This is a genomic window from Paludisphaera soli (assembly GCF_011064595.1).
GTDB lineage: Bacteria > Planctomycetota > Planctomycetia > Isosphaerales > Isosphaeraceae > Paludisphaera > Paludisphaera soli.
In genome coordinates this window covers 66,018-83,637 of the sequence record NZ_JAALJI010000030.1, presented here as the reverse complement: position 1 = coordinate 83,637, position 17,620 = coordinate 66,018, and the positions used below count along the sequence as shown (strand labels likewise).

The window sequence follows — 17,620 nt, the reverse complement described above, 5'->3', positions numbered from 1 at the left end:
ACTCGGCCTCAAGAAGGGCGTCCGCGTCACCGCCGCCGACCTCAGCGGGCTCTGAGACCGGCCGATCCCATCGGACGTGACGCAACCAACCCGACCGCCCGCCGCGAGCCCCCAGGCTTTCGGCGGGCGGTTCGCCTTTTAGGCGGACCTTCGGCGGATATCGGAGGATCGGGCATGCTGAAATCGCGAATCCAACTGGCCCCAGGACGCTGGCGGCGGGGACGGCCGTCGTCGGATTGGTGCTCGCCGCCCTCGCCTTCGCCTGGGGGGGGCCCGTCGCGCGTTTCCTCGCCCCCATCGTCATCGGGTCCCTGTATCCGGTCTTCGTCCGGGGAACCACCTGGCTGGATTACGTCGCGATCGTCGCGACCGCCTTCGTCCTGGCCTTCCTCACGTTGCCGCCGATCATCCCGTCGGGGATTGGTCGTCACCGTCCACGGGTGCCGGCCACGACCGCCCCGCCGTTTCCGGCCCCGGTCGACGAGCGGTCGAGTCACAACATCCGCCAGCCCTGACCCTCCGGCGGGGCGAGATCGCGGCACAGGTCGGGATGGATCGCCGCCGCGGCGATCCGCAGGCTGGTCTCCAGCCTCGGCCCCGGACGCGAGAAGTAGGCCGAGCCGTCGACCACGGCGACGCGCCCCGCGCGGACGGCCGGAAGCTCCCGCCACTCGGGGCGGTCGGCCACGGCTTTCAGCTCGTGCTCCGCCCTCCCGAGCGGGAAGCCGCAGAGCGAGAGCAGCACCACCTCGGGCCGCGACGCGGCGACTTCCTCCCAGGCGACCCGGCGAGAAGCCTCGCCCGCCTCGCCGATCACCTCGACGCCCCCCGCCAGCGCGACGATCTCCGGGTTCCAGTGCCCCGAGCCGAACGGCGGGTCGACCCATTCGAGCAGCAGGACGCGCGGCCTCGGGCGGTCCCCCAGGCGGTCGGCGATGGTCCGGGCGGTCGCCTCGAAGCCGACGACCAGGGCCTCGGCCTCGTCGCGGCGGTCGAGCAGCTCGCCGACGCGGCGGAACATCGCGAACAGGCCGTCGAGCGAGGTCGGGTTCACGCTCTCGACGTGCGGCGCGCCGGGCAGCTTCATCGCCGAGCGGCGGACGACGACCTCGTTGACGGCGCAGACGTCGCACTGCTCCTGGGTCAGGATCAGGTCGGGGGCGACCTCGGCGAGCCTCGCCTCGTCGAGCGTGTACAGGCTCCCTTGCTGCGACGAGACCAGTGCGTCGATCTCGGCGCTCGAGGCCGCCGCGGGGATGTGGCTCCGCGTCAGCCAGGGGAGCGACTCGACCCCCGGCGGATAGTCGCACTCGTGGGTCACGCCGACGAGTTCGCCGCCGCGCCCCAGCGCGTGGACCAGCTCGGTGAGCGAGGGGAGCAGGCTGACGATCCGCATGACCGGCCCTCGTGGCGGGACCTCGCGCGCCTGGCGCGGGGGCGAGCGGGAAAATCCGAAGGCCGGCGATCGGTGATTCCCGATCCCGGACCATCCTCTCTCCAAGGGATCCCACGCGCGGGGCCCGGCCTGGCATGCCCCGCGTCGACCGGAACGGACGACGCGAGGCGGCGAAAGCGCGCCGAACGAACCCAATTTCCTGGAGCCGACACTGGACACAAGCTTATTAAATCCCAAGGCTTGCGTCCGATGGGTTCGTTTCCGGGCCGGCGCGAACGGACCCAAATGCGGGGCCCGTCACCTGGGCGGCTTGACCTGGGTGGTGGGGCCGACGGAGACGATGGTCATGGGCCAGAGGGGCCAGGTGTCGAGAAGGCGGGCGATCTGCTCGACGGAGACCTTGGCGAAAGCCTCCATCTCCTGCTCGACGGGCAGGTACGCCCGGCGGTAGACCCAGTGGAAGCCCAGCGAGGCCAGGCGGCCCATCGGCCGCTCGCTGCGGAGGACCGAACGCGCCTGCACCTTGTTCTTAGCCTGGTCCAGCTCCGCCTGCGTGACGCCCTTGGCCATCACGCCGCGGAGGACGTCGGCCATCCGGGCGAGGTTCTCCTGGACGTCGTCGGGCTCGCAGGAGAGGAAGGAGTAGAAGCCGCCGGCCTGGTTGTAGTCCTGGTAGCTCATCTCGGCGCCGTCGGCGTAGCCGGGGTCGATGAGGGCCCAGTAGAGCTGGGAGCTGGTGTGGTCGCCGAGGATCGTCGCCAGCAGGTGGGCGGCGTAGCGGTCGTCGCTCTCCAGCGGGGGCCCGTCGCTGACGCCGACGACGGTCTGCTGCTGGTCCTCCTCGCGGAGGATGGCCTGGAAGGCGTGGGCGCCGTGGACGGGCTCGGCCGTGCGGGTCGGGTGGTCGCCGGTCCAGGAGCTGCAGTGGGTCGACGCCAGGTCGACGAGCTGGTCCCAGTCCCCCTTGCCGGCGAAGCCCAGGACGATGTTGGCCGGGCTGTAGCGGCTGGCGAAGTAGGCCCGCATGTCCTCGGCCTTCATACCGTTGATGGAGTCGACCGTCCCCAGGATGCTGTTGCCCAGCGGGTGGCCGCCGAAGTGCGCGGCCTTGGCGGCCTCGTAGGCGACCGACATGGGATTGTCCAGGTACATCCGGATCTCTTCGATGATCACCTTCTTCTCGGTCTCGAAGTCGTCCTCGCGGAGGGTGGGGCGGAGGATGTCGGCCAGGACGTCGAACGCCTTGGGGAGGTACTCGGGCAGGCTGGTGAAGTGGTAGAAGGTGTCTTCCTCGGACGTCTGCGCGTTGTGCTTGGCACCGACGCGGTCGAAGTCGCGGTTGACGGCCAGCGCGTCGCGGCGGGCGGTCCCCTTGAACGTCATGTGCTCGAGGAAGTGCGAGACGCCGGCCAGCTCGGGCGTCTCGTCGCGGCTGCCGGCCTTGACGAAGAAGCCGGCGGCGATCGAGTGCGCGTCGTCGTTCAGCTCGGCGATCACTTCCAGGCCGTTGTCCAGGGTCGTGCGGTGGAATCGCATCGGGTCGGGTCTCCGCCCCTGCCGTCAGGCCGGGATGTTGACGTCGAGGGGGGTGGGGCCCAGCGTCAGGATGGTCAGGTCTTGGAGGTTCAGCAGGGTCTCGGCGTAGGCGGAGACCGATTCGGGCGTCAGCGCGTCCAGCTCGGCGGCGATCTCGTCGAGCGAGCGGACGCGTCCCAGGAAGTACCAGTCCGACGCCAGGGCGTTGGATCGGCTCATGCTGGACTCCTGGGCCATGATGAGCGAGCTCTTGAGCCCCGCCCGCATGGTCTCCAGCTCCTCCAAATCCACGCCCCCCGTCGCCAGGCGGCGGAACTCGGCGAGCATCACGTCGAGGGTCTCCTGCGCCCGCTCGGTGGAGGTGCCGGCGTAGCTGAGCATCGCCCCCCGCTCGCGCTGGCCCTCGTAGCTGGCGTAGACCGAGTAGCAGAGCCCGCGCTTCTCGCGGACCTCGGTGAAGAGCCGGGCGGAGGAGTAGCCGCCGAGGATGGCGACGGCGGCCCGGGCGCGGTAGTAGTCGTCGCTGGCGACGGTGGCGGCCGGCGCGGCCATGGCGATCTGGATCTGCTGGGTCTCGCGGGTGATGTGGTCGATCCGAGGGCCGGCGGGCGTCTCGACGAGCTTCGGCTCGGGTCGGGACTCCCAGCCGCCGAAGAGCCGGCCGACGGCCTCCTGCAAGCGGGGCCAGTCGATCGCGCCGGCGACCCCCAGGATCGCGCCGTTGGGGCGGTACACGGCCCGGTGAAAGGCCCGCAGGTCGTCGCCGGTGATCCGCGCGACGTCCTCCGGCGTGCCCGGCGAGGGCCGTCCCCAGGGCTCGGGGAAGTGCCGCCGACGCAGCTCGTAGATCACCTTCGATCCGGGGTCGTCCTCCAGGCTCCGGAGGTTCTGGAGGCAGAGGGCGCGGATCGGCTCGACCTCCTCCTCGTCGAACCGGGGGCGGAGGACGACGTCGGCGAAGATCTCCAGGGCCGGGATCAGGTTGGCCCCGAGGGTCGCGGCGGCGAGGCTCGTGTGGAGCGTCTGCGCGCTCTCGGAATGGCTGACGCCCAGGTTGTCCAGGGCGGTGAGCAGCTCGCGGCTGTCGCGGGGGCCGGCCCCGCGCATCAGCCACTCGCAGGCCATGCTCGCGGCACCGCCGCCGGAGTCGAGCCCCTGCGCCGCCTCGTAGGCCGCACCCGCGGGGATCAGCAGGGTGAACGAGGCCGACTGGAGGCCGGGCATCGTCTCGGCGACGAGGACCAGGCCGTTGGGGTACTCGTGCTGTTGGATCGTCGCGGTCGGCGCCGTCACGGCGGTCCCCCGATTTCGCGCTCCGCCCCGCCGCATCCCGCGGCCGCCCGGCGTCGCGTCGTCCTGAATTGGAAGTCCGTTCCGGGCCGTCGCCGAAATCCGGCGCGACTCCGCGCGCCGGGGTCGTCCCGGGGCCTCTCGCATGGGCCCCCCCGAGGATACCCGCCCGACGCCCCGGCCGGAAGGTTCTGCCCCCGTTTCCCCTCCCGCCGCCCCAGGCCGGCGGCCGGAGCTTGCCCTGGCCGGCGTCCCGGGGCTACCCTGCACCGCTCGTCGGCGCGATCGACGCCGCGGGAAGGAGGACTCCGAATGAACCGCCTCGCGAGCTGCATCCTGACCGTCTCGCTCCTGGGACTCCTCGGCCCGCGCCAGGCGACCGCCGCCGGCGATCCCGCCCCGCCGCGCCCCTGGCCGGGGCCGATCGGCGACAAGACGCTCGTCGCCTGGGTGCGGCTCGCGGACCTCGCCCGGCGCGGGGGGGCGCCGCTCTCGATCCAGGCCCCCGGCGAGGAGTTCGACGCGATCGTCTACGGCGAGATCGCCCCCCGGCGATGGATGGCCGGCAGCGACCGGCTCGCCCGCAGCCAGGCCGACCAGGCGGCTAACCCTGAGGAATCCGCCGGTCCCGACACGCTCGTCCAGGTCGCGATCGCCTACCGGGGCCGCCGGGTCGCGATCTACCGGGACGGCCTCCTCACCGCCGCTTACGAGGTGGCCGAGCCCCGCGGCTTCGACGCGGCCAGCGTGGTCCTGATGGGCCCGAGGCACCTGTCCGCCCCCGCCGACCAGTCGTTCCGAGGGGCGATCGAGGAGGCCCGGCTGTACGACGTCGCGCTCGACGGCCCGACGATCGCCGCGCTCCGCCCGGGCGATCCGGGGCTCACGCCGCCGTTCGCCCACTGGACCTTCGAGGGAGACCGGGCCGACGACCTCATGGGCCGCTTCGCCTTCGCCGAACTGCGGGGCGGGGCCCGGATCGCCGACGGCAAACTCTGGCTGGAGAAGCCCGGCGACGGTCTGGAGGCCCGCCGGACCCGGCCCTATCGCGAGCCGGCGCAGGACTTCCTCCGCTACCGGCCGCGGACCGGCAAGGTCGGCGACACGATCGGCTTCGCCTGGAGGGGGGAGCGGCACGTCTTCTTCCTGAACGATGGCCGGTGGGACCACATCGTCAGCTCCGACCTGCTCAACTGGCGGGAGCTTCCCCCCGCCTTGGAGAGGACCGACGACCCCGCCGCCCCCGACGGCGAGGCCTGCTGGACGGGGAGCCTCGTCGAGCGGGACGGGCTGTTCCATCTGTTCTACACCGGCAAGAATCTCCGCGACCCGAAGGGGGACCAGAAGGTCATGGCGGCGACGAGCACGGACCTGATCCACTGGCGGAAGGACCCCTCGCGGACCTTCTACGCCGAGGGCGCCCTCTACTGGAGCCTCCCGGTCAACGGCCCGGCCGATCCGGTGATCTACCACCACCAGGCGTTCCGCGACCCGGACGTGTTCTTCCATGAAGGCGAGAATCGCTGGTGGATGCTCCTGCACGCCCTCACGGCGGACTCGCGGAAGCCCTGCATCGGCCTCTATACGTCGCCCGACCTGACGACCTGGACGCCGCGACCGCCGATCGCCGTCTACGACCCGGCCGTCTCGCTGGACTGCCCCCACGCCGCGCCCGTCGACGGCCGGTGGTTCCTGATCGCGGCCGATGCGAGCTACGCGACGGCCCCGTCGCCCGGCGGGCCTTATCCCGCCGGCATGACGGTCTACGACGCCGGCGACCTGTTCGTCCCCAAGTCGTCCTACGACGGCGAGCGTCGGATCCTCACCGGCTGGATCCGCGACCTGGAGGGGGGCGAGGATCGCGGCAAGCCCCTCTGGGGCGGCACCATGAGCGCCCCCCGCGAGCTGTTCGCCGACCGCCGCGGCGACCTGGGGGTCCGGCTCGCCCGAGAGGTCGTCGGGGCTTTCGAGAGTGCCGCGCTCGACCTGGCCGATCGGCCCGCCCCGCTCGCTCCGTCGGGCGTCTGTCGTTATGAAGGCCCCGTGCTAGTGCTCGCCGGCGAGGGGGGCTCGTGCCGGTTCGACGCCCCCGACGACTACCTGCTGGACTGCACCGTGCGTCTCGATCCCGAGGCCGAGTTCACCCTGACGTTCCGCTCCGAGGACGGGGGGGCCGGCGGCTATCCCTTGATCGTCCGCCCGGGGCGCGGGGAGGCCGAGATCCGCCGCGGGGACTCGCGGTTCGTCCTGCCGATGGCGTTCGACGCCTCACGTCCGGTCGCGATCCAGGCCCTGGTCCGAGGCCCGATCCTGGAATGCTTCGTCGACGGCCGTCGCGCGCTGACCTGCCGCGCTTACGACCGCCGGTCCGGCCGGCTGACGCTGGGCGTCGCCTGCGGCAAGGCGGAGGTCGAAACGCTCCGGATCCGGACGGCCGGACCCGCCGGCCCTTGAAGTCGATCGTCCGTCAGCCGCCCACGGCCTTGTACAGGGTCTTCGCCTTGCGGAAGCCCAGGGCGCGGTAGAGCTGCACGGCGGAGCGGTTCTCGGCGGTGACCTCCAGGTAGGCCCGCCGGAGGCCCGCCTGGTGGAAGCCCCAGAGGGCCCGATTCACCAGGGCCCGGCCGAGGCCGAGGCCCCGGTAGGCCGGCAGCACGCCGACGTTCTGGATCGCGCCGATGGGGCCGTAGTCGGCGACGCCCTGGATCGTCCCGACGTAGCCTTCCGAGCAGGCGATCAGCCAGGTGGCCCCGGGCAGGAACCCCGGCTTGCGGCGGATCTCGCGCATGAGCCGGATGCAGCCCTGGCGGTCCCCCAGGCAGGGGAAGACCGCCGCGTCGATCTCGTCGCGGAAGCTCAGATACTTGATCTCGGCGTGCTGGGCGAGCATCGACTCGTCCCAGGGCGCCCAGAAGAACTGCCCGGGGAGAGGCTGAGAGAGGTTCGACCCGTCGAGGTCGACCTCCATGCGAAGGCGTTTGTAATAAGTGATCGCCATCTGAGGCCCGAGGATCCGCCGGCCCGCGGGGCGACCCGACCCGGCTGCGAGTTGACGCGCGGTCGCCCTCGACGACCTGGATGGACTCATTCTAGGAATCGCGTCGTGGGCGGTCAATCGGGCGCGGGAGCCGGATCGGGCGGGCGACGTCCGGGCCGTTCAGGAGACGTGCGCGGGGGATTCGGCCCCGACGGCGACGGCGAAGCCCTGGACCACCGCGGCGATCCGCACGGCCTGGTGGACGCGGTCCTCGGTGTAGCCTTCGTGCAGCAGGCTCTGCTCGTGGGCCTTGATGCACATCTCGCAGCCGGCCAGCACGGCGCAGGCCATCGAGGCCAGCTCGAACAGCCCCTTGGTGGTCGCCGGCTTGCCCATCCGGCCCATCCGCAGCCCCGCCTGGCGCTGGGAGTAGCTCGGCTTGCCGATCATGTGGCGGAAGCGGTAGTAGACCGTGTTCATCCCCATGATCGCGGCGGCGGCGCGGGCGTCGGCGATCGACTCCGGGGTCAGGTGCGCGGAGCCGGCGGCCGTGATGGCGTCGGCCAGCTCGGCGGAACGGAGGAAGTAGGCGGAGGCCAAGGCGGTCGACCAGCGCTCGCGGGGCTCCAGGTCGCCGGAGTCCAGCACGTTGCCCAGGTTCAGCCGCAGGTCCTTGGTGTCGTCGCCGAGGAGGGCCTTCAACTCGTCGAGAGAGCGCATGGTTCGTCAGCTCCAACGGGGCCGGGGAGAGGGGGCGGGGCGGGGGCCGTCCCCGCCCCGACGGCGGCGGCCTGGTCAGGCCTGGATGGTCGCCTCGCCCTGCTTCCAGTTGCAGGGGCAGAGCTCGTCGGACTGCACGGCGTCGAGCACGCGGATCACCTCGTCGACGTTGCGGCCGACGTTGCCGTTGTAGACGGCGGCCCACTGGATCACGCCGTTGGGGTCGACCAGGAACGTCGCGCGGTTGGCGTAGCCTTCGACAGGGTCGCAGATCCCCAGGGCGGGCGCCAGCTTCTGGGCGGCGATCAGCGGGTAGCCCAGGTCGTGCAGGTCGTCATGGTCCTTGCACCAGGCCAGGTGGGAGAACTCGTTGTCGGTGCTCCCCCCCACCACCTCGGCGTCGCGATCCTCGAAATCCTTCAGGCGGCGGCTGAACTCGACCAGCTCGGTCGGGCAGACGAACGTGAAGTCCTTGGGATAGAAGAAGTAGACCACCCACTTGCCCGCGAACTGCTCGCTGCTGACGGTGACCAGGGCCTCCGGGCCGCTGCCGAGACTCGCCTTGGCCGTGAACTCCGGGAACTTGTCGCCGACGGTCAACATCGCGTTCGGTCTCCAATTCGATCGTTTCGACGGCCCCCGTCGCACCGCGCGTCGGGGCCCTTTTGTGAGAGGATTTCCACGGGATCGCCGACCATCGAAGGGCCCGACGGCTCGCGCCTGGCCCGGCCCTCCCGGCGTCCTCACTCGTCATGATAGGGACTCGCCGATATAATTCAATGAGACCTTTCGCTATAGATGCCATAAGGAGCGGTTATGGAGATCCAGCAGCTCCGGATGTTCCTGAAGGTCGCCGAGCGCGGGAGCTTCACCGCGGCCGCTCGCGACTGCGGGGTGAGCCAGCCGGCGATCAGCCAGCAGGTCGCGCGGCTGGAGGCGAGCCTGGGCCGGCCGCTGTTCGAGCGCCAGGGCAGGCAGGTGGCGCTCACCGAGGCGGGCGAATTGCTGCGGCGGCGGGCCTTGCAGATCGTCTCGCTCGTCGAGGACACCGCGCGGCTGCTCTGCGACGACGGCGAGACTGGCAAGATCGTGGTCTCGGCCATCCCGACCATCGCTCCTTACTTCATGCCCGGCCTGCTGGAGGCCTTCCACGAGGAACATCCCCAGGCCCGCGTGGAGGTGAACGAGGAGGTGACCGAGGCCATCCTCCGCCGTTGCGCCCTGGGAGAGATCGACGTCGGCGTGCTGGCCCTGCCGGCCTCGCGGGGGTATCTCCGGTTCGAGAACTTGTTCGAGGAGGAGCTGCTCCTGGTCACGTCGGCCGATCACCCGATGGCCGACCGGGACCGGGTCGAGCTGGAAGACCTCCGCGAGCAGCCGTTCGTCCTGCTGGACGAGGCCCACTGCCTGTCGGACGACATCCGGGGATTCTGCCGCCGCAAGCTGTTCCAGCCCGTCAGCACCGGCCGGGTCAGCCAGCTCGCGACGGTTCAGGAGCTGGTGGCGATGGGCTTCGGCGTCTCGCTCATCCCCGAGATGGCAGTCCGCCCCGACCCGTCCGGCCGCCTCCGCTACCGCTCCCTCGACGGCGAGAAGCCGACCCGGACCATCACCGCCTGCTGGAACCCGGACCGTTACCAGTCCCGGCTGATGCTCCGCTTCCTGGAGACGCTCAAGGAGGCCGGCCGACCCGGGCCTGTCGCCCGAGCGACCTGATGAGCGCGACGCCCAAAGCCACGCGAGACTCCCGCCGCGACTCCTGACCCTGGAGACGAGTTCGGAGGCGACAGCCGTTGGACGACCTCAGATCCCAGATCCTGCGGATGTATGCCGAGATCGCCGAATACGGCGGCGACTTCGGCGGCGGGATCGATTCCTGTCGACCACAACCCCTATCAGCTCATCCGCGATCCCACGCTCTCCGAATTCGAGCGGACCGGCGTGGCCGTCGCCGTCCTGGTCCATCTGGCCACCGGGATCGACAACGCGACATGGGAGGACGCGTTTATGGATCAGGGTCGGCGGTTGCGTCTGCTGATCCGCGACGGCCTGCTCGACGAGCCGCGCCAGGTCCGCTCGGCGGCCGCTTCGTTCCTCGAATCCGAGGCCGCCTTTCTTGACTCGTTGAAGCGGGTGTTCGACCGAGTCGTGCGACCCCATGTTGAGGCCCCGCCTAGCTAGCTAGATGTGAAAGATGATGAATTCCAGGACGTAAGCCTCCTCGAGTCGTCGGACGAAGAACGAGGCCGCCAGGCCCATCAAGGGAGCGCGTCGTCTTTGGGATTCGAAGGCTCCGTGGTCAGCGGGATGTGGGCCATGAACCAACCAACGCCCTCACGATCGAGCGGCTCGAACTGCGCGAGGTCGTTCAGGACCCCGATCAGCCTCTCGTTCGGCACCACGACCGACCAGGGGCGGTCGCCACCGAAGAAGGTGGTGATCTGCTTCTTCAAGCCCTCGGGCGTCCAGCGAGTCTCCCGAGGCCAGTGCAGCGATACGATCGCCCCTGCGTAGTCGTCGGCGGCGAGCAACTCGACCCATCGCCAGAACCCCGCGAGGTAATCGAGCTTCGTGTCGGCGGACGGGAGAAGGATGAGCCCGTCGCGGTCGAAATCGACGACCGCCGAGCCGACGATCGGGCCGCGATCCTCGCGCCGCAGCCTCCCGAGCAGGCGGCGGATCCAGTCGAGGGCGGCGGAGCCGGAGAAGTTCGGCGTCATCGGATCCGGCCCTGCCTTTCCGACTTGGTGGCTTTCAGCTCTTCAGCGTCGCCATGTCGATCACGAACCGATACCGGACGTCGCTCTTGAGCAGCCGGGCGTAGGCGGTCTCGACATCCTGGATGCCGATCATCTCGACGTCGCAGGTGATGCCGCGCTCGGCGCAGAAGTCGAGCATCTCCTGGGTCTCGGGGATGCCGCCGATGCCGGAGCCGGCGAGGTTGCGGCGGGGCATGAGCAGGTTGAACGCGGCGATCGGCAGCGGGTGCTCCGGGGCGCCGACGAGGACGAGCGTGCCGTCTCGCTTGAGCAGTTGCAGATAGGCGTTGAGGTCGTGCTGGGCGGAGACGCAGTCGAGGATGAAGTCGAAGCTCCGCGCCTGGGCGGCCATGGCGTCGGGGTCCTTCGAGACGACCACCTCGTCGGCGCCGAGCCGCCTGGCGTCCTCGGCCTTGCCCGGCGAGGTCGTGAACAGGACGACTTGGGCGCCGAACGCGTGGGCGAACTTCACCCCCATGTGCCCCAGCCCGCCGAGGCCCACGATCCCGACCTTCTGCCCCGGCCCGACCTTCCAGTGCCGCATCGGCGAGTACGTCGTGATCCCGGCGCAGAGCAGGGGGGCGACGCCGGGGAGCTCCTCGGGCTTCACCTTCTCCGAGACCTTCAGGACGAACGCCTCGTCGACGACGATGTTCTCGGAATAGCCCCCGAACGTCACCCCGCCGAGGATCTTGTCCGGGCCGTTATAGGTGAAGACGGTCCCGCCGGTCTCGCAATACTGCTCCAGCCCCTTCTGGCAGGCCGGGCAGGTGCGGCAGGAGTCGACCATGCAGCCGACCGCCGCCAGGTCCCCCTCCTTGAAGCGGGTCACGGCCGTCCCGACCTTCGCGACCCGGCCCAGGATCTCGTGGCCCGGCACGCACGGGTAGATCGTGTTGCCCCACTCGTTGCGGGCCTGGTGCAGGTCGGAATGGCAGACGCCGCAGTAGAGGATGTCGATCAGGACGTCGTTCGGCAGGGGATCGCGCCGGGTGATCGAGAACGAGGACAGCGGCGATTCGGCGGCCTGCGCGGCGTAGGCTTTGATGCTCATCGATGGACTCGCGGAAGGAAGAGTGGCGTCAGGGTGCGACGGCGATCATGTCGACGGCGATCCCCCGGCCCGGCGCGGCGACGCCCGCGACGGCGGCCTTCGACGCGGCGGGGGGACGGTCGGGGTCGTAGAGGAGAGGTCGGATCGCCCCGAGCGCCGCGTCGGCGGCGGGGTCGGAGACGTAGTAGGTCGCCTTGGCCATCTGGCGGAAGTCGGACCCGGCCTCGTCGAGCACCGCCCGGAGGTCGTCGAACACCGAGCGGACCTGCTCGGCGCCGGTCGCGTTTTCGGGACCCATCAGCCCGGAGACGTAGACCAGCGATCCCCGGTTCACTCGCGCCGAGCGGCTGAAGACCGGCGAAGGCTTGAGCGGCGGCAGCGGCGGGAAGTCGAGCCGGTCCGGCCCGCCGGGGGCCGGCGAAGCGGCGATCAGCTCGATCTCGATCGGCTGCGAGGTCGACGACTTCCAGCCGACGACGACCAGCGGCGGGGGCGTGCCCCCCTCGAAGAAGGCCGACGACTCGCGGGCGACGACCTCGGCGGCGGCCGCGTCCGACGGCTGGACGAACGCCTTGAGCTGGACGACGTCATCTCGGTCGAGGCCCAGGAGCTTGAGGGAATCCCCCAGGCTGCGGAGCGTCTTCCGGGTCGCCGCCGCGAGGTCCTCGTCGGGCTCGGCCTGGCCCGAGATGAAGACGCGAGGCCAGCCGGGAAGGACGGCGAACGTCGCCTGGGACTTCGAGAAGCCGGGGACGACGGCGCGAGCGACCGCGGCACCGGCCGTCGGGGCGTCGGTCGTCGCGACGGCGTCGACCGCGAGGAGCGCGCCCGGGACGGCCGGCTCGCCGCCGACGAAGGTCCAGGCCGGACCTTCGCGGCCGTCGAGACGCCCGGCGAACGCCGCGCGGACCGCATCCCGCAAGTCATCCCGAGCCAGGACGACGTGCAGGCGGACGACCCGCGAGGCGTCGGAGCCGGCGGCCTTCAAGACCGCGTCGAGACGATCCAAAACCAGGCCGACCTGCGCCTCGTCCGCCGCCGGACGTCCTTGCTCGTCGACCGGAAAGACCTGGGCCGTGTGGACCAGCGGGACGTTCGAGGAGACGACCACGGCGGTCGTGCCGGCGCGATCGGAGTCGACGCGGAGCCGGCGCAGGGCGTCGTCTCCCAGGGCGAGCGGCGCGACGAGCGACAGGGTCAGGAGGAATGCGGCTATCTGGTGCATCGGAGGTCGCTTCCCGGAAACGGACGTCGTCAAAGCGGGCCGAAATCGGCCGCGATCCCCTCGTCGGACAGTTCGATCAGGATGGGTCGGTTCCTAAATCGATAATCCTCGTCGAGCAGGGAGCAGTTCGCAAGCGTCGTCGGGCCGATCGTGTAGACGCCGTAGCCGGAATGGATGTGGCCCGCGACCACCAGCCGGGGCCGCACCGCCTCGATCCGCCGCAGCAGGCCGGGAGAGCCGGCGGGCCCCCTCGGCGTGGGATCGCCGTGGCCGTACGGCGGCCCGTGGAGGAGCAGCACGTCCGTCGCCTCGGGGATCAGGGCCCATTTCGCGGCCAGGTCGTCCTCGTCGAGGTTGAACGCCCAGTCGAAGAAGCGCGGCTGCCAGGGCGTCCCCCAGATCGAGAGACCTCTGTGGCTCGTCCCCGAGTCCTGAAGATAGGTCCAGCGCAGGGGATCGGCGAAGGTCGCGCGGCCCTCCTGGAAGACGAAATCGTGGTTGCCCGCCACCCCGACGATGGTCGTGCCCGCCGGGATCGCCTCCAGCCAGGAGCGGAACGTCGTGTCGAGCCAGGCGCGTCCCTTCGCCGGCGCGTGCGCGTCGAGCGGCACGAGATCGCCCCCGAGCAGGAGCAGGTCGCACTCGGGGACTTCCGGGAGATGGCCGTGCAGGTCGGCCGCGCAGCAGATCCGCATTCGCGTCTCACCCTCGACGATGGGCCCGGCCTTGGACCCCCACCCGCTCGGCCCCCCGGGCGGGTCCACCCGTCCTCCATCCTAGCCTGCGGCATCCCCACGCTCGACCCCGGATCTCGGAGGCGGGTCGCCGGCGAAACCCTGCGTTTCGCGGACCGGGCGATTGACACGTTGAGACGACGTCTTTATGATCCGACCTATCGCAACTGAGATCCAGTCTCAACCCCATTGCGGCCTTCCCGCGACATCCCCCTTAAGTCTGCGACGCAGGAGCGTGCGTCGGCCGGCCCCTCGCATCGAGATCGATGCCAACGTCCAACCCCCGGAGAGCCCCCGCCATGTCGTCGAGCCCTCGCCCTCGCGGCTTCACCCTGATCGAGCTGCTGGTCGTGATCGCGATCATCGCCGTCCTGATCGCGCTACTACTGCCGGCCGTGCAGTCGGCCCGCGAGGCGGCCCGGCGGTCGCAGTGCGTCAACAACCTGAAGCAGGTCGGCCTGGCGATGCACAACTACGCCGACGGCAACGGCTGCTTCCCCTTCGCGTTGATCCAGGCCTCGTCGCGCTACTCGTGCTTCACCGGGATCCTGCCGTTCGTGGAGCAGGGGCCGCTGTTCGCGTCGTACAACGTCTCGTTCGGCGCGTCGTCGACGACGAACTCGACCGCCTCGGGGACGATCGTGGCCTCGTTCCTCTGCCCCTCGATGACGCTCCCGTACGCCAAGCCGGACGTCTCGCAGAATGACTTCCTGGCGCCTTCGAGCTACACGACCAGCAACGGCGACGCCTACGCCAACCTCTACAGCGGCCGGCACCTCTACGGCGAGCCGCGGGGGGTCATCATCGGCGCGACGAGCACGAACACCGGCGACCCGGTCAACCCGCTGACGACCGTCTCGCACGCGCCGGTCACGCTCGCCTCGATCACCGACGGGTCGTCGAACACGTTCCTCGCCGGCGAGCAGGATTACGGCCTGAAGAACGACTTCTTCAGCTCGACCCACGCCCGCGCCGGCCAGCTCCGGGGCGGCCAGGGGGTCTGGGCCCACGGCTATCCCCGCGGGCTGAACTTCTCGACCTGGGGCAAGTTCAACCACCACCAGGTCGTCGCCGACGTCACCAGCGAGGAGAGCGGGATCTACGCGTTCCGCAGCCAGCATCCGGGCGGCGTCAACTTCGTGTTCGCCGACGGCTCCGTCAAGTTCATCAAGGACTCGATCTCCAAGCCGGTCTACCGCGGCCTCTCCACCCGCGCCGGCGGCGAGGTGATCTCGGCCGAGAGCTTCTGAACCCGACGTCCGACCGGGCCGGTGCGTCGCCGACGCCCGGCCCGGCCCCGTCCCTTGATTGGGAAGACCATGACCCGATCGCGACGCATCCCGACGACCTTCGCGGTCCTCGCCCTGCCGACGCTGGCCTTCTGCTCGGCCGCCTGCGGACCCCCGCGCGACCCGAACATCGTCTACAAGAAGCTCACGCCCGAGGAGTTCGCCAGGCTGCCGCCCGAGGAGCAGGAGACGCCCGAGGTCCAGGAGAACATGGGTGCCGACTGGAAGGACCCCAACCTCCCCGAGAACGCTCCCAATCCCAAGCGTCGGAAACGGCGTTGAGGCGCGGCGCATGAAGCGGCTCATCCTGACGTGCGTCCTGGCCGCTCCGGCGTGCGCGGCCCTGGTCGTCTGGCTCTCCCCGAGCCCGCGGGCGATCCCCGGCCGGCCGCTCGCCCCCGGGCTCCTGGGGAAGTCCTTCCTGGACGGCCCCCCGGCGCTCCGAGCGATCGACGGCCGCCGCGTCGACCTTCGGCCCCCCGCCGACGGCGCGACGGTCGTCGCCTTCCTCGCCGCCGACGACCCGGCGGCGCGGGGCCTGGAGAGGCTCCGCGAGGCGTTCCCCGGCCGCGTGGCGACCGTCGCCGCGATCGTCGGCCCGCTTCCACCGGACGCCGACGAGGCGGCCGTCGTCCACGACCCGACCGGCGCGATCGCCCGCCGCTTCGGGGCGACGAGCACGCCCGAGGCCCTCGTCCTCGTCGGCGAGGGCCGGCTGCTCTATCAGGGCCCCTTCGACCTCGACGAGCTGCGCGAGGCCGTCGCGGCGGCCTGCGCGGGCGTCGAGCCGGCCGTGGCGCATCGACCCGCGACCGGGACGCCGATCGTCGCGGCCGACGCCTCCCGCAGAACGCCGACCTACACGCAGGACGTGGAGCCGATCCTGCGACGGAGCTGTCGCGACTGCCACCGCCCCGGCGAGGCCGCGCCGTTCCCGCTCCTGACCTTCGCCCAGGCGGCCCGGCGCTCGCGCGACCTGGCCGAAGTGACGGCCTCGCGGTTCATGCCGCCGTGGAAGCCGACCTCGGGCTTCGGCCCCCCGCCGCTCCACGATCGCACGCTCCTGCCGGACGAGGTCGCCACGCTCCGCGCGTGGGCCGACGCCGGGGCCCCCGAGGGCCCGCCCGTCGCTCCGCAGCCCCCCGAGCCGGCCCCGCCCGGCGAATGGGCCCTGGGGACGCCCGACCTGATTCTGGAAATGCCCGAGCCGTTCGAGATCCCGGCGGCCGGCGGCGACGTCTACCGCTGCTTCGTCCTGCCGACCGACCTCCCCGAGGCCCGCTGGATCACCGCCATCGAGGTCAAGCCGGGCAATCCGCGGGTCGTCCACCACACGTTCGCCTACATCGACGTCCGGGGCCTGGGCCGGTCCCGCGACGAGGCCGACGAAGGGCCGGGATACATGTGCTTCTCGGGCTTTACCGGCGACTCGATCTTCGGCGCGCTCGGCGGCTGGACTCCGGGCAACGAGCCCCATTTCTTCGGCGAGGGGGTCGGACAGAACCTCCCGATGGGCGCGGACGTCGTCTTGCAGGTCCACTACCACCCCGTCGGCAAGGTGGAGCGGGACCGCACCCGGCTGGGGATCCACTTCGCCCGCAAGCCCGTGAAGAAGGCCCTCCAATGGGTCTCCGCCTGCGCCGACCCGGCCGAATTCGTGCTCCCCGCCGACGACTCCGACGTCGGCTGGAAGGCCGAGCTGAAGATTCCGATGGACGTCGACCTGCACGCGATGACGCCGCACATGCACATGCTCGGGCGGACGATGGAGGCCCGCGTGGAGACGCCCGACGGCCGCTCCCGCCCCCTGATCCGGATCGAGGATTGGGACTTCAACCGCCAGGACACGTATTTCCTCCGCGAGCCCCTGCGCATCCCCGAGGGCTCGACCGTCCACCTGCAGGCCCGCTACGACAACTCGTCCGCCAACCCCCGGAATCCGTCCCGCCCCCCGCGCGAGGTCCGCTGGGGCGAGGGGACGAATGACGACATGATGATCCTCTTCCTCGGCCTCACCCGCGCCGACCAGGACCTCACCAGGCCCGGCGCGGTCGACGACTTCATGGAGGAATTCTTCCGCCGCGCGGGAGTTGCGCCGGCGGACGAGACGCCGACCGCGTCCGCCGAGTGAACGACGTCAACGTTGCCGGAAGACGGGGCGTTTGAAGATGAAGATGTGGGCGCCGTTGGAGGGCGTGGGTGGGACGTACTCGGCCAGCTCCCAGCCGTCCTTGCCGAAGAAGTTGAACTCCTGTTCGTTGTAGTTCGGGACGAACTTGTACTCCCACCCGTGGGGGGCGAGGTCGTCCGGAGCTTCCCCCTGGGCGACGGCCGGCCCGGATCGTCCCAGGGTCGCGAAGGCCGCCAGGCCGGCGAGGGTGATGACGGCGAAAATCTGGAACCTGCCCGCTCGCTTCATCGTCGTGCTCCGACGGGGACCCGTGGGATGGAACCGCCGATCGCAGTATGACCGCCCGGTCGGCTCCTCGCCAGGATCGGCGCCCTCCACGCCCCCCAGCGTCGACCCGGAGCCGCCGCCCCCCGCGGGCCCGGATTCGGGCAGACGGCGCGGCGTCGGGGCGGGTACGATGGTCCGCTTCGTCGGCCGCCGGGCCGTCGGTCTTCGATCCAGGTGATACA

The 17,620-nt window shown here is 70.8% G+C and carries 18 protein-coding genes; 7 read left to right on the top strand and 11 right to left on the bottom strand.

Annotated elements, in window-relative coordinates; genetic code table 11:
- Window positions 1-239 precede the first annotated feature (239 nt).
- Window positions 240-515, top strand: coding sequence for a hypothetical protein (locus tag G6O68_RS26850; protein WP_206108218.1), 276 nt, complete (start codon window positions 240-242; stop codon window positions 513-515).
- Here the strand turns inward: G6O68_RS26850 and G6O68_RS26845 are convergent.
- The 3 genes from G6O68_RS26845 to G6O68_RS26835 all read right to left on the bottom strand — a co-directional run bounded on the left by G6O68_RS26845 (window position 494) and on the right by G6O68_RS26835 (window position 4,225).
- Window positions 494-1,396 (bottom strand): cobalamin-binding protein, encoded by a 903-nt coding sequence (locus tag G6O68_RS26845; RefSeq protein ID WP_165251963.1) that lies wholly within the window; start codon window positions 1,394-1,396, stop codon window positions 494-496. The genes G6O68_RS26850 and G6O68_RS26845 overlap by 22 nt on opposite strands.
- Before the next feature lie 297 nt (window positions 1,397-1,693).
- A complete protein-coding gene (locus G6O68_RS26840; RefSeq protein WP_165251961.1) occupies window positions 1,694-2,932 on the bottom strand; it encodes a M16 family metallopeptidase in 1,239 nt (412 codons plus the stop codon).
- Window positions 2,933-2,956: 24 nt separating this feature from the next.
- On the bottom strand, window positions 2,957-4,225 hold the full coding sequence (locus tag G6O68_RS26835; protein ID WP_240911523.1) for a M16 family metallopeptidase: 1,269 nt from the start codon (window positions 4,223-4,225) through the stop codon (window positions 2,957-2,959).
- Window positions 4,226-4,534: 309 nt separating this feature from the next.
- Between G6O68_RS26835 and G6O68_RS26830 the strand changes: the two genes are divergently transcribed.
- Window positions 4,535-6,676: a LamG-like jellyroll fold domain-containing protein gene (locus G6O68_RS26830; RefSeq protein WP_165251957.1), complete on the top strand. Its 2,142-nt coding sequence runs from the start codon at window positions 4,535-4,537 to the stop codon at window positions 6,674-6,676.
- A gap of 13 nt (window positions 6,677-6,689) precedes the next feature.
- Here G6O68_RS26830 and G6O68_RS26825 read toward each other — a convergent pair whose 3' ends face one another.
- The 3 genes from G6O68_RS26825 to G6O68_RS26815 form a co-directional block, all read right to left on the bottom strand.
- Window positions 6,690-7,220, bottom strand: a complete 531-nt coding sequence (locus G6O68_RS26825; RefSeq protein ID WP_165251955.1) for a GNAT family N-acetyltransferase — start codon at window positions 7,218-7,220, stop codon at window positions 6,690-6,692.
- A 159-nt stretch (window positions 7,221-7,379) separates the two neighbouring features.
- A complete protein-coding gene (locus G6O68_RS26820) occupies window positions 7,380-7,919 on the bottom strand; it encodes a carboxymuconolactone decarboxylase family protein (RefSeq protein WP_165251953.1) in 540 nt (179 codons plus the stop codon).
- A gap of 75 nt (window positions 7,920-7,994) precedes the next feature.
- On the bottom strand, window positions 7,995-8,522 hold the full coding sequence (locus G6O68_RS26815; RefSeq protein WP_165251951.1) for a peroxiredoxin: 528 nt from the start codon (window positions 8,520-8,522) through the stop codon (window positions 7,995-7,997).
- A gap of 213 nt (window positions 8,523-8,735) precedes the next feature.
- Here G6O68_RS26815 and G6O68_RS26810 point away from each other — a divergent pair, with 213 nt between their 5' ends.
- Window positions 8,736-9,635 carry a LysR family transcriptional regulator gene (locus G6O68_RS26810; protein WP_165251949.1) on the top strand — a complete coding sequence of 300 codons (900 nt, stop codon included), beginning with the start codon at window positions 8,736-8,738 and terminating at the stop codon, window positions 9,633-9,635.
- A gap of 111 nt (window positions 9,636-9,746) precedes the next feature.
- Complete coding sequence (locus tag G6O68_RS26805) at window positions 9,747-10,100, top strand: hypothetical protein (RefSeq protein ID WP_165251947.1); 354 nt, start codon at window positions 9,747-9,749, stop codon at window positions 10,098-10,100.
- A gap of 77 nt (window positions 10,101-10,177) precedes the next feature.
- Here G6O68_RS26805 and G6O68_RS26800 read toward each other — a convergent pair whose 3' ends face one another.
- From G6O68_RS26800 to G6O68_RS26785, 4 genes are read right to left on the bottom strand one after another with little or no spacing between them, the layout of a single operon-like run.
- Window positions 10,178-10,639, bottom strand: coding sequence for a hypothetical protein (locus G6O68_RS26800; RefSeq protein ID WP_165251945.1), 462 nt, complete (start codon window positions 10,637-10,639; stop codon window positions 10,178-10,180).
- Between the two features lie 34 nt (window positions 10,640-10,673).
- A complete protein-coding gene (locus G6O68_RS26795; RefSeq protein ID WP_165251943.1) occupies window positions 10,674-11,732 on the bottom strand; it encodes an NAD(P)-dependent alcohol dehydrogenase in 1,059 nt (352 codons plus the stop codon).
- Window positions 11,733-11,760: 28 nt separating this feature from the next.
- On the bottom strand, window positions 11,761-12,957 hold the full coding sequence (locus tag G6O68_RS26790; RefSeq protein ID WP_165251941.1) for a Rid family hydrolase: 1,197 nt from the start codon (window positions 12,955-12,957) through the stop codon (window positions 11,761-11,763).
- Between the two features lie 29 nt (window positions 12,958-12,986).
- Entirely contained in the window at window positions 12,987-13,652 is a 666-nt protein-coding gene (locus G6O68_RS26785; RefSeq protein ID WP_165251939.1) for a metallophosphoesterase family protein, read from the bottom strand.
- Window positions 13,653-13,990: 338 nt separating this feature from the next.
- Between G6O68_RS26785 and G6O68_RS26780 the strand changes: the two genes are divergently transcribed.
- The 3 genes from G6O68_RS26780 to G6O68_RS26770 all read left to right on the top strand — a co-directional run bounded on the left by G6O68_RS26780 (window position 13,991) and on the right by G6O68_RS26770 (window position 17,111).
- On the top strand, window positions 13,991-14,941 hold the full coding sequence (locus G6O68_RS26780) for a DUF1559 domain-containing protein (RefSeq protein WP_165251937.1): 951 nt from the start codon (window positions 13,991-13,993) through the stop codon (window positions 14,939-14,941).
- A gap of 69 nt (window positions 14,942-15,010) precedes the next feature.
- Window positions 15,011-15,262, top strand: coding sequence for an oxidoreductase (locus G6O68_RS26775; RefSeq protein WP_240911522.1), 252 nt, complete (start codon window positions 15,011-15,013; stop codon window positions 15,260-15,262).
- A gap of 10 nt (window positions 15,263-15,272) precedes the next feature.
- Window positions 15,273-17,111, top strand: coding sequence for an AhpC/TSA family protein (locus tag G6O68_RS26770; protein ID WP_165251935.1), 1,839 nt, complete (start codon window positions 15,273-15,275; stop codon window positions 17,109-17,111).
- A 6-nt stretch (window positions 17,112-17,117) separates the two neighbouring features.
- Here the strand turns inward: G6O68_RS26770 and G6O68_RS26765 are convergent, their stop codons facing one another.
- The gene (locus G6O68_RS26765; protein WP_165251933.1) at window positions 17,118-17,399 is read right to left on the bottom strand and encodes a hypothetical protein; all 282 of its coding nucleotides are present in this window, start codon (window positions 17,397-17,399) and stop codon (window positions 17,118-17,120) included.
- Window positions 17,400-17,620 lie beyond the last annotated feature (221 nt).

What these genes read in the sequence shown, in the direction of transcription:
- G6O68_RS26845 (WP_165251963.1), bottom strand. Translation starts at nt 1,396, where the DNA reads ATGCGGATCGTCAGCCTGCTCCCCTCGCTCACCGAGCTGGTCCACGCG.
- G6O68_RS26840 (WP_165251961.1), bottom strand. Translation starts at nt 2,932, where the DNA reads ATGCGATTCCACCGCACGACCCTGGACAACGGCCTGGAAGTGATCGCC.
- G6O68_RS26830 (WP_165251957.1), top strand. Translation starts at nt 4,535, where the DNA reads ATGAACCGCCTCGCGAGCTGCATCCTGACCGTCTCGCTCCTGGGACTC.
- G6O68_RS26825 (WP_165251955.1), bottom strand. Translation starts at nt 7,220, where the DNA reads ATGGCGATCACTTATTACAAACGCCTTCGCATGGAGGTCGACCTCGAC.
- G6O68_RS26820 (WP_165251953.1), bottom strand. Translation starts at nt 7,919, where the DNA reads ATGCGCTCTCTCGACGAGTTGAAGGCCCTCCTCGGCGACGACACCAAG.
- G6O68_RS26815 (WP_165251951.1), bottom strand. Translation starts at nt 8,522, where the DNA reads ATGTTGACCGTCGGCGACAAGTTCCCGGAGTTCACGGCCAAGGCGAGT.
- G6O68_RS26810 (WP_165251949.1), top strand. Translation starts at nt 8,736, where the DNA reads ATGGAGATCCAGCAGCTCCGGATGTTCCTGAAGGTCGCCGAGCGCGGG.
- G6O68_RS26805 (WP_165251947.1), top strand. Translation starts at nt 9,747, where the DNA reads ATGCCGAGATCGCCGAATACGGCGGCGACTTCGGCGGCGGGATCGATT.
- G6O68_RS26800 (WP_165251945.1), bottom strand. Translation starts at nt 10,639, where the DNA reads ATGACGCCGAACTTCTCCGGCTCCGCCGCCCTCGACTGGATCCGCCGC.
- G6O68_RS26795 (WP_165251943.1), bottom strand. Translation starts at nt 11,732, where the DNA reads ATGAGCATCAAAGCCTACGCCGCGCAGGCCGCCGAATCGCCGCTGTCC.
- G6O68_RS26790 (WP_165251941.1), bottom strand. Translation starts at nt 12,957, where the DNA reads ATGCACCAGATAGCCGCATTCCTCCTGACCCTGTCGCTCGTCGCGCCG.
- G6O68_RS26785 (WP_165251939.1), bottom strand. Translation starts at nt 13,652, where the DNA reads ATGCGGATCTGCTGCGCGGCCGACCTGCACGGCCATCTCCCGGAAGTC.
- G6O68_RS26780 (WP_165251937.1), top strand. Translation starts at nt 13,991, where the DNA reads ATGTCGTCGAGCCCTCGCCCTCGCGGCTTCACCCTGATCGAGCTGCTG.
- G6O68_RS26775 (WP_240911522.1), top strand. Translation starts at nt 15,011, where the DNA reads ATGACCCGATCGCGACGCATCCCGACGACCTTCGCGGTCCTCGCCCTG.
- G6O68_RS26770 (WP_165251935.1), top strand. Translation starts at nt 15,273, where the DNA reads ATGAAGCGGCTCATCCTGACGTGCGTCCTGGCCGCTCCGGCGTGCGCG.
- G6O68_RS26765 (WP_165251933.1), bottom strand. Translation starts at nt 17,399, where the DNA reads ATGAAGCGAGCGGGCAGGTTCCAGATTTTCGCCGTCATCACCCTCGCC.